Annotated in this window: 7 protein-coding genes; 4 read left to right on the forward strand and 3 right to left on the reverse strand. The window is 57.6% G+C overall.

Annotated elements, in window-relative coordinates; all coding sequences use genetic code 11:
- The first annotated feature begins 92 nt into the window (after window positions 1–92).
- The 4 genes from AAAX59_RS06570 (at window position 93) to AAAX59_RS06585 (ending at window position 6,215) form a co-directional block, all read left to right on the forward strand.
- Complete coding sequence (locus AAAX59_RS06570) at window positions 93–2,246, forward strand: LTA synthase family protein (protein ID WP_349071189.1); 2,154 nt, start codon at window positions 93–95, stop codon at window positions 2,244–2,246.
- Between the two features lie 145 nt (window positions 2,247–2,391).
- Entirely contained in the window at window positions 2,392–3,222 is an 831-nt protein-coding gene (locus AAAX59_RS06575) for an Mrp/NBP35 family ATP-binding protein (protein ID WP_055310500.1), read from the forward strand.
- Window positions 3,223–4,494: an NAD(P)/FAD-dependent oxidoreductase gene (locus AAAX59_RS06580; RefSeq protein ID WP_349071191.1), complete on the forward strand. Its 1,272-nt coding sequence runs from the start codon at window positions 3,223–3,225 to the stop codon at window positions 4,492–4,494. It abuts the gene before it with no gap.
- Between the two features lie 80 nt (window positions 4,495–4,574).
- Complete coding sequence (locus tag AAAX59_RS06585) at window positions 4,575–6,215, forward strand: FAD-dependent protein (RefSeq protein ID WP_349071193.1); 1,641 nt, start codon at window positions 4,575–4,577, stop codon at window positions 6,213–6,215.
- Between the two features lie 65 nt (window positions 6,216–6,280).
- On the opposite strand, the gene uvrB is transcribed toward AAAX59_RS06585, so the two are convergent.
- The 3 genes from uvrB to coaE are packed head-to-tail and all read right to left on the reverse strand — an operon-like array spanning window position 6,281 to window position 9,788.
- Window positions 6,281–8,521 carry an excinuclease ABC subunit UvrB gene (gene uvrB, locus AAAX59_RS06590; RefSeq protein ID WP_117746698.1) on the reverse strand — a complete coding sequence of 747 codons (2,241 nt, stop codon included), beginning with the start codon at window positions 8,519–8,521 and terminating at the stop codon, window positions 6,281–6,283.
- Between the two features lie 51 nt (window positions 8,522–8,572).
- The gene (locus AAAX59_RS06595) at window positions 8,573–9,154 is read right to left on the reverse strand and encodes a lytic transglycosylase domain-containing protein (protein WP_349071195.1); all 582 of its coding nucleotides are present in this window, start codon (window positions 9,152–9,154) and stop codon (window positions 8,573–8,575) included.
- Entirely contained in the window at window positions 9,147–9,788 is a 642-nt protein-coding gene (coaE, locus tag AAAX59_RS06600; protein ID WP_349071196.1) for a dephospho-CoA kinase, read from the reverse strand. Before coaE ends, AAAX59_RS06595 begins: the two co-directional genes overlap by 8 nt.
- Window positions 9,789–10,040: the final 252 nt, after the last annotated feature.

Here is a 10,040-nt window from a genome sequence, read left to right on the forward strand (position 1 = left end):
TTTGCGTATCGGGCGCTTTGTTTCTCGAAATGCCGTGGAAAGATTACAGTAATCTAATACTGAACTTAATTTGCCGTAACAGAGGAACGTCCATGACCGAAGATATCCCCCTTGAAATCACTTCGAGCGACATGGCCAATCTACCCATATTCATCGCCGTCCTTATCGTGGCCATCGTCGTGGTGCGCGTATATTTTTCAATCAAACACAATGAAAAGCCGCCCATTGCCCGCGTCTTTTGGTGCGCGACGCTCCTCATTCCGCTCGGTGTGGTGGCTGCCTGGATTACGAATCAAGTGCTTGTAAACGAGGACAGTTCCCTATGGATCCTTTCCTATTCAGCGCTCGGTGCCGCTGCCGTCATGCTCCTTGTCGAGCCCTTGGTATCGAGATTCATCGACCAATCCGATTTCGCAACGGGAACGATTGCTTGCACCTGTCGCGACGTTCTCGTCATCGCCGCGGTTTCGGTGCTCTCGTTCGTTTCGCTCGAAATCGCCTGCAACGACACGTTCTATCGCATTCCAGCAAACTCATTTGGTTTTTCCGTCGGGCTGCTCGTGACGGTTCTGCTCTCCCTTTATTTGCTGGGACAGCGTCATGGAGGCGTCATGGCCCTCGTGCCCGTCGCCTGTTGCATCCTTGGCATTGCCGAGCACTTCGTCATAACGTTTAAAGGCGAGGCCATCCTGCCAAGCGATATCTTGGCCCTTGGCACCGCAATGGAAGTGAGCGAGGGATACGAGTTTACCTTTACCGCCGGAATCGTAACCTCTCTAGCCCTGCTGGAGATTTCCCTGGGGCTTCTTTCGCTTATCCGACCGAGAAAGCTCCGTACGCCCACCCATGTCTTCCCCGCAATCGCCGCTAACCTCTGCGCTTTTCTGCTAGTGACCGTTGTGGGGCTCTCGGGCTTTTCCAGCATCGACTTGGAGCAGGCGCTGAATTTTGGATTTGACCGTTGGCAGCCCATCACCACGTATGCGTCTCAGGGTTTTATCACTTCGTTCACCGAAATGGTCAACGAGTTGCCCATTGAGAAGCCCGAAGACTATACGCCCGATGAGGCGCAGAGCATCGAGCAGGAGCTCGCCGCCACCTACGACAGCACGTATGGCTCGAGCGAGCAGCGCGCGGCGGCCGTTGCCCAGTTCAATGAAATCAAGCCGACGATTGTTGCCGTCATGAACGAGAGTTTTAGCGACCTTTCGTGCTTTGAGCAGCTCCAGGCGGCCGGGTACACCGGCCCCGCATTCTACAACTCGCTTCCCGACACACTTGTTCGCGGCACCATGCTCGCTTCGGTCGCCGGTGGCGGAACGGCAAACTCCGAATTCGAATTTTTGACCGGAGCGACAACGGCCTTTGTCGGATTAGGCAAGATCCCCTATCAGCTGTATCAGATGAATGGCGTCAACAGCCTGGCAAAGGACCTTAAGGAGCTTGGGTATACCGCTACCGCTATGCACCCGCAAAACCCCGTCAACTACCATCGAGATAAAATCTATCAGCAGCTGGGCTTTGGAGACTTTCTTTCAATCGGCGATTTCGAAGGTGCGCCCTGTTACCATGCCGGCGTATGCGACTACGCCACCTACGACAAGATACTCGACCTGCTTAGAACCGACGAAGCACCGCAGTTCATCTTTGACGTCACGATGCAAAATCACGGCGGCTACGACTATGGCACCGTTCCCGCCGAAGAGCTGACAAACTATTGGGTCGAGGGAGCCAGCGAGGGCGCCAATAGCGCGCTCAACACCTATCTCACCTGCATCAACGCATCCGACCGGGACCTCGAGTACTTTATCAACGAGCTCCGCAATATCGGCAGACCGGTTGTTCTTGTCTTTTTTGGCGACCATCAGCCGAGCGCCGCAACGACTCTCAACGACGAGCTGTACCCTCAGGAAGATACGGCAAGCCACGCTTTCCGTATCTATCAGTCGACCTATTTCGTCTGGGCCAACTATGAAATCGCCGGAAATACCGAGCTCAACGTCTACGACACCGTCGGGGCAAACGAGATTGCAGCCATTACCCTTAATAAGATCGGCGCCCCGCTCACCGACTATCAAAAGGCTCTGCTTGCAACAAGGTCAGATGTGCCCACCATCAATGCCGCCGGCTACCTTGGTGCCGACGGGCTGCGCTACGACTTGGAATCTGAAGACAGCCCATACGCCTCGACGATCGACAAGCTGCAGCGCATGCAATACCTCGAGTTCGCCAGCAAAGTTCAGTAAGCCCGCCCATTCGCTTGGGCCCATCGTATTGCAAGCACGCTCGGCCCAAATGCATCGCAAATGACTCCCGCTCGCAAACGAGGGTACAATGACGCTCGTGTCACATCGCGGGGCCCCGGCCCCAACATATACAAAGGAGTCATACATGGGTTGCGAGCACGCACAGGCCGCCGGCGGACAAACGTCACCGTCGCAATTTGAGGAGAACACGCTGTCCGAGGTCAAGCGCGTCATCGCCGTGCTTTCCGGCAAGGGCGGTGTCGGCAAGTCGTTTGTCACCGGCGCCATCGCCACCGAGCTTGCCCGTCACGGTCACAAGGTCGGCGTCCTCGATGCCGACATCACCGGTCCCTCTATCCCCAAGATGTTTGGTATGAGCGGACGCCACGTCCATGCCCTTGGCAACCTTATGCTGCCCGAAATCTCCGAGCACGGTGTCAAGGTCATGAGCTCCAACCTGCTGCTCCAAAACGAGACCGACCCCGTCCTTTGGCGCGGTCCGGTCATCGCAGGTGCCATTAGGCAGTTCTGGAGCGAGACCTCGTGGGGCCCCATCGACTACCTGCTGGTCGACATGCCTCCGGGAACAGGCGACGTCGCGCTCACCGTCTTCCAGTCGCTGCCCGTCGACGGCATCGTCATCGTCACGAGCCCGCAGGATCTGGTCTCGATGATCGTCGCCAAGGCGGTCAACATGGCCGAGAAGATGAACGTCCCCATTCTGGGCATTGTCGAGAACATGAGCTATATTGAGTGCCCCGACTGCGGCAAGAAGATCGAGGTCTTTGGCAAGAGCAAGCTCCCCGAGGTCGCAGAGCGCTATAACCTCGACATCTTGGGCACGCTTCCCATCAATCCGTCACTCGCCGAGGCCTGCGATAAGGGCGAGGTCGAGACCGCGCTGCCCGATGGCATGTTGCCCAAGGCAGTCTCTGCCGTCGAGGCTATTACCCCGCACGAGACCGACGAGGCCTAAGTGAACACGAGCGCCTTCTATGACGTCCTGGTAATCGGCGGCGGGGCTTCAGGCCTCGCCGCCGCCATTACGGCCGCACGTGCTGGCAAAAGCGTCTGCATCGTTGAGCGCGATGTCGCCTGCGGCCTTAAGCTCCTTGCGACCGGTAACGGCCGCTGCAACCTCTCCAACGAATCGATTGATTCTCAGCGGTATAACCACCCCGCATTCGTCGAATCCGTCATGGGCCCCCAACCCGAACAAGAGCTTATGGGTTTCTTCTCCTCGCTGGGCATCATGACAACCTCCGAGGAAGGCCGGCTGTACCCGCGCTCCCTTCGCGCCGAATCGGTGCGCGACGCGCTTCTCAACGTTTGCAACCGCCTAGGTATCACCTTAATCCGCGGAGCCAACGTTGCCTCGGCGTACAAAGCTTCCGAAGGCTGGGCACTCCAAATAGACCGTCCAGCGCGGGCGCTCAAGGCAAAAAAGCACGACGACCGAAAATCTGAGCTCCGCTCGCTTCGGAAAGCGCTCGCCGATGTCCCTCGCAAGAACGAGGCCCTGCAGGCACATGCCGTAATTATCGCCACGGGCGGCAACCCCACCGGTATCGCCGATACGTTTCGCCTCCCCCTCACTTCGCTGCACCCCATCCTCTGCCCCGTATCGGCAACGGTCGCTGGCGATCGGGCGGCACTCAAGACGTTGGATGGTCTGCGCGTCCGCGCCCGCTTGACGCTCGCCCGTAACCATAGTGAGCTCTGGCACGAAGACGGTGAAGTGCTGTTTCGAACCTTCGGCATCTCGGGCGTCGCTGTCTTCAACCTCTCCCGTCGTATCCAGCGCGGCGATACGATCCTGCTCGACGTTTTCCCCGACCTCTCTAAAGACGAGCTGCTCGATATGCTTAACCAGCGCGTTAAGCTGCTCGGCGGCTTTTCGCCCCGCGATCCCCGTTGGCTCGACGGCATGCTCGCCCCGCAACTCTCCTGCGTCGTCTGCACAGCGTTTGAGCAGTGCCATCCAGGCTCCAACGATGTCATCCACCTGGTCTCGATCCTCAAGCACTTTAAGTTGCTCGTCGAGGGTACAGCCGAGGAGCGCTCGGCGCAGGTCACGCGTGGTGGTGTATCTGTCGAGAGCATCTCAACACCCAGTCTACGCGCGCGCTGCGTTGTCGACGCCCCGCTTTACGTCTGCGGCGAAGCGCTCGACATCGACGCCGATTGCGGAGGCTTTAACCTTGCGTGGGCCTGGCTCTCGGGCATTCGCGCTGCAAGCAGCTTGTAGCCGCGCAGTCTATAATCAAAAACGCATTCGGGCCGTCTGGGATACCGGACGGCCTCTTTCTTGCCTCTAAGGAGACCTCGATGATCGAAATCACCCAAGTCAACGCGTCGCTCGATGAAGCCGGCGATGAAAATACCTGCCTCATTGTTGGCAAGCGAGTCGCCAAGCGCATCCTACGTTGCAAGGACTCCGAGATCAAGTCCATCGAACTCCACCGCAAGTCAATCGACGCTCGCAAAAAACGAGACGTCCATTTTATCCTGAGCTTTCGTGTTGAGCTGACTAGTCCCCACCTCGAGCGAGAAGCGGTCGACAGCGTTGCCGAGCGTGACCGCTCGCGCGTACGCGCGATAGAAGACGATGAGCCTTCATTCCCCTCCCCCGTCTCCGACGCTCCTCAAGAACGCCCTGTCGTTGTCGGCGCCGGATGCGCCGGCCTTTTCGCTGCGCTCACGCTCGCCAAAGCAGGTCTTAAGCCCTTGCTTATCGAGCGCGGCGACCCGGCATTTCGCCGCTCGCAGGCGATCGACCTCTTTCTAAAGGAGCGCATCCTCGACCCCGAGAGCAATATTCAGTTTGGTCTGGGCGGCGCGGGGACCTTCTCGGACGGCAAGCTCAATACGGGAACAAAAAATCCCGCCCATCGCCTTATCCTCGAAACCTTCGTCGAGGCGGGTGCGTCCCGCGATATTCTGTGGGATGCCAAGCCGCACATTGGCTCCGACATCCTTCCCAAGGTTGTCACCGCTATATCCCAGCGCATCGAGCAGCTCGGAGGTGTCGTCCGTTATCGAACGAAGCTCGTCGACATTCGCATCGACGCGTCTGGCGCTATCACCGGTATTGATGTCCAATCGTCCCAAGACGCCGCTTACGAGCCAATCGAGACAAAGCACCTCATCCTCGCCTGCGGGCATTCTGCTCGCGATATTTTTGAGCTCCTTAAGGACCACAACGTGGCCCTCGCACAAAAGACCTTTGCCATGGGCGTTCGCATCGAGCATCCGCAACGCGACATCGACAGAGCCCAATATGGAGCCTCGGCGGGACATCCAGCGCTCGGGGCGGCCCCCTACAAACTTGTTGCCCATCTTCCCAACGGCCGCAGCGTGTTCTCGTTTTGCATGTGCCCCGGCGGACAGGTTGTTGCCGCCTCTTCAGAACCGTGCCATCTGTGCGTCAACGGGGCCAGTCTCAATGCCCGCGACGGACGCAACGCAAATGCCGCCCTGCTCGTTAACGTCACGCCTGAGGACCTTCCCAACGATGACCCGCTCGCCGGCATCGAGCTCCAGCGTGCCTGCGAGGCGGCCGCCTATCGCCTGGGCGGTTCCAACTGGAACGCACCGGCACAACTCGTCGGAGATTTCCTCGCAGGACGCGCCAGCACGGCACCCGGAAAGGTAAAACCAACCTATCCACTTGGCGTGACCTGGACGGCGATCGACGATGCCCTCCCGCAGCATATCGTCGAGTCGCTCCGCCTGGGACTTCCCCTACTCGGAAAAAAGCTACGAGGCTACAGCCGTCCCGATGCCGTTCTTACCGGCGTGGAGACTCGTTCGAGCTCACCGGTCACTGTCACCCGAGACCGAACGTGCCATGCCGTGTCGACCCCGGGCCTCTACCCTTGTGGTGAAGGAGCTGGATATGCCGGCGGCATCATGAGTGCGGCCACCGACGGCATCCGTTGTGCTGAAGCCCTGTTCGCAGACCTCTAACGCACAAATTCCAGCGCGCAAAAGACATAGGCCCCGAGCTCCACAGGGAACTCGGGGCCTGTTCGCTATTTCTTAAACCGTGCACCCTGGCGTTTTCTGCCCGATGCGAACGTGGAACCCTTGCGGGCCTGCGAGCGTAAGCGCTCGATCGTCTCGTCCTCAGACGCACCCTCGAGCATCGCCCGAATCTGAACGACAGCATCGCGCAGGCGCGCCGCCTCCTCAAAGTCCATAGCGGCAGAAGCGTTACGCATATCCTCTTCCATGGTTTCGACGATCCGCACAAGCTCGTCATGCGGCAGTTCTTCCAACTGCTCCGCAAGTGTCTGCTCGGGCGCCACCGTTTCCGGCACACCGCCCTCGCCCGACTCATCGGGCGTATAGAATGCGCCATGGCCAAGAGAGTCGCCCTTCGAGCGTCCCTTGGAGCCCACAGTTTTTTCGGCCTCGGCAATAAAACTTGAGATGTCGTTGATGGCCTTGCGCACTGTCTTGGGCACAATGCCATGTTCTTCGTTATATGCCATCTGAATCTCGCGACGGCGCTGCGTCTCCTCGATGGCTTCTTTCATCGAATCGGTCACAACGTCTGCATACATGATGACCTCGCCGTCGGCATTGCGGGCCGCACGGCCAATCGTCTGAATCAACGAACGGCGGTTGCGCAAGAAGCCTTCCTTGTCGGCGTCGAGAATTGCCACCAGCGAGACCTCGGGAAGGTCTAGACCCTCGCGAAGCAGGTTAATGCCAACGAGAACATCGATCTTTCCCTCGCGCAGCGTTCGCAGGATCTCGACACGGTCCATTGTCGCCGTATCAGAGTGCATGTAATTGACCTTAATGCCAGCATCAAGCAGATGGTCGGTCAAGTCCTCGGCCATGCGCTTGGTGAGCGTGGTCACCAGCACGCGCTCCTTGCGGGCAACGCGCTCGCGAATCTCGTCCTCAAGATCGTCAATCTGCCCACGAACCGGACGCACATCGATCTTGGGGTCGAGCAGGCCGGTCGGACGAATAATCTGCTCAACGTCGTTCTGGCTAACCCGCAGCTCATAGTCGCCCGGCGTGGCCGAAACATAGATGAACTGGGGAATCCTCGCCTCAAACTCATCGAAGCGAAGCGGGCGGTTATCGAGTGCCGAAGGCAGACGAAAACCATGCTCCACCAGCGTCACCTTACGCGAGCGGTCGCCTTCGTGCATGCCGCGGATCTGCGGCACCGTTACATGACTCTCGTCGATGATACAGAGCATGTCCTTAGGAAAGTAATCGATCAGGGTAAACGGCGGCTCGCCCGGTTTTCGACCGTCCAGATGACGCGAGTAGTTCTCGATACCGTTGCAAAAACCCATGGTCTCGAGCATCTCGAGATCATAGTCGGTGCGCTGCTGCAGGCGCTGTGCCTCGAGCAGCTTATCAGTCGCCTTGAGCTCGGCCACACGCTTCTCGCACTCTTCGCTGATTGATTTCAGAGCCGCTTTGACCTTAGGCTTCTCAGTCACGTAGTGCGAGGCCGGCCACACGGGAATGGCCTCGTACTCACGCAGCATCTCACCGGTGACCTCGTCGATCTCGGCAATCAGCTCGACCTCGTCGCCAAAGAACTCAAACCGCAACGGATGCTCGGCATAGGGCGGATATACGTCGACGACATCGCCGCGCACGCGGAAGGTGCCACGTGCCAGGTCATAGTCATTGCGATCGTACTGAATATCGATAAGCGCATGGATAAAGTCATCGCGCTCGAGCGGCACCTTCTTGTCGACGTTTGGAGCCAGACCCGCATAGTCCTCAGGAGAGCCAATGCCATAGATACACGAGACCGATGCGACAACGATCACATCACGTCGAGAGAGCAGTGACGCGGTCGCCTGATGGCGCAGCATCTCGACCTCTTCGTTAATCGAGGAGTCTTTCTCGATATATGTATCGCTTTGCGGCACATACGCCTCGGGCTGATAGTAGTCGTAGTACGAGACGAAGTAGACCACAGCGTTGTTGGGAAAGAACTCTTTGAGCTCGCTCGCAAGCTGAGCAGCGAGCGTTTTATTGGGGGCCATGACCAGCGTCGGCTTTCCCAGGGCCTCAATAGTCTTTGCCATCGTGAAGGTCTTGCCCGAACCAGTCACACCCAGCAAAACCTGATAGCGGTCTCCGTCCCTCACGCCCCGCACAAGTGACTCAATGGCCTTAGGCTGGGAACCAGCGGGCTCGTATGGAGACACGACCTTAAACGGCACATCAGCGCCCTCAACGCCAAAGCGCTTAAGTTCACCACCAACGCGTTCTACTTCAAATTCCGCCATGGATACTCCTAACTCGTACATCTGCAGTATACGCAGGCGGTGGGCTTAGTCCTATACGAACCGATCGAGATAGAGAGTCTTATATCGAACCCAGGCATTATTGACGCGAATCAGATAAGCCTGAGTTTCAGGGAAGGTAATCGCATTATGGAGTGACGTGTTCTGCTGCGCCCATCCGTCGACATTGCCCATACCGGCGTTATAGGCGGCAACGGCGCTATCCGTCGACCCGTTGAAATAGGTTAGAAGATACGAGAGGTATGCGCAGCCAAATTCGATATTCGTAGCCGGATCGTAAAGGTTGCCGGCCGAATACTCCCCACCGTCGACAAGGCCCTTGGCAATCATATCCTGGGCAGTCTCGGGCATCAGCTGCATCAATCCCTGAGCACCCTGATTCGACTCGGCCTCGGGATCCCAATTCGATTCCGACTTAATGACAGCGCACACCAGATACGGATCCAGATTATGCGAAATACTGGATTGCTTTACATACGCCTCGTAGTCGATCGGATACAGCGGCTTAAAGAAAGCGGCAGGAGCACACGAGTAAACGAATGAGATAAGGCCGAAGGCAAAAACGGCAGCCAGCGGTACAAGGCGATACCACGCAAAGAAACGTGTCTTAGGCATCGGCATCCTCCATATCCGCAGTATCTATAAACCCATGGCATGCAAGCCATGAGTCAAGCTGCTCAAAGAGTGAGTTATCGCCTGCGGCGTTATCAATCACCGTTGTAGCGAGATTGCACAGCGCAGATTCATCGGGCTGGCAAGCAGAACGGGCATCGAAATCAGATGGCTCCATGCCACGTTGAATAGCGCGATCGCGACGAACTGACAAAGGGGCGCTAATGACCAGAATTTCATCAGCCAAGCCAAATGCATCCTCAAAACCAGTCGGAGCAGAAACCTCGACCACCGCAAAGGGATAACGGGGAGATGAAACAGTACAACAAACCGGATCGAGAATCCTAAGCGAAAGCTGTTCAATGAGAACGGGATGCACAATGCCATTGAGCCGTGCGACCGAATCAGGAGAAGCGAAAGCTCGAGAAGCGAGGATGCTGCGGCGAATGCCGCCTTCCTCATCCAAAATGTCCCAACCGAATTCATCCGCGAGAGTATTGACGATATCAGAGCCCGGCACATACAGAGATTTTGCAAGCTCATCCAGATCGATAAGCATAGCGCCACGAGATTCGAAATAGCGGCAGGCTGTCGACTTACCCGAAGCAATATTGCCCAAGACAAATACGGTAAACATCAAGCCCTCCCTAACGCCAATGCGAGTAATTATCGCTCAAATACACTAGAAGGACTCAAAATACAGCCAAAGAGTAAGAGCGCATACGGGGGAGCTAGGTCCCAAAGCACAACGTGTATACAACGAAAAAAGGGGGAGGCCGCGAGGCCTCCCCCTTCTCAGTTCAAGCGTACGGCTCGGTGCCGTCCACCGGTCAGCGGCGCCCTGGCCTCCCACGGGCTGACCCCGCAGTACTCTCGGCGCGATGGGGCT

Source organism: Collinsella sp. CLA-ER-H2 (genome assembly GCF_040092405.1).
GTDB lineage: Bacteria > Actinomycetota > Coriobacteriia > Coriobacteriales > Coriobacteriaceae > Collinsella.

Coding starts and splice junctions, on each gene's coding strand:
- coaE (WP_349071196.1), bottom strand. CDS start 9,788: ATGTTTACCGTATTTGTCTTGGGCAATATTGCTTCGGGTAAGTCGACA.
- AAAX59_RS06595 (WP_349071195.1), bottom strand. CDS start 9,154: ATGCCTAAGACACGTTTCTTTGCGTGGTATCGCCTTGTACCGCTGGCT.
- AAAX59_RS06570 (WP_349071189.1), top strand. CDS start 93: ATGACCGAAGATATCCCCCTTGAAATCACTTCGAGCGACATGGCCAAT.
- AAAX59_RS06585 (WP_349071193.1), top strand. CDS start 4,575: ATGATCGAAATCACCCAAGTCAACGCGTCGCTCGATGAAGCCGGCGAT.
- AAAX59_RS06575 (WP_055310500.1), top strand. CDS start 2,392: ATGGGTTGCGAGCACGCACAGGCCGCCGGCGGACAAACGTCACCGTCG.
- uvrB (WP_117746698.1), bottom strand. CDS start 8,521: ATGGCGGAATTTGAAGTAGAACGCGTTGGTGGTGAACTTAAGCGCTTT.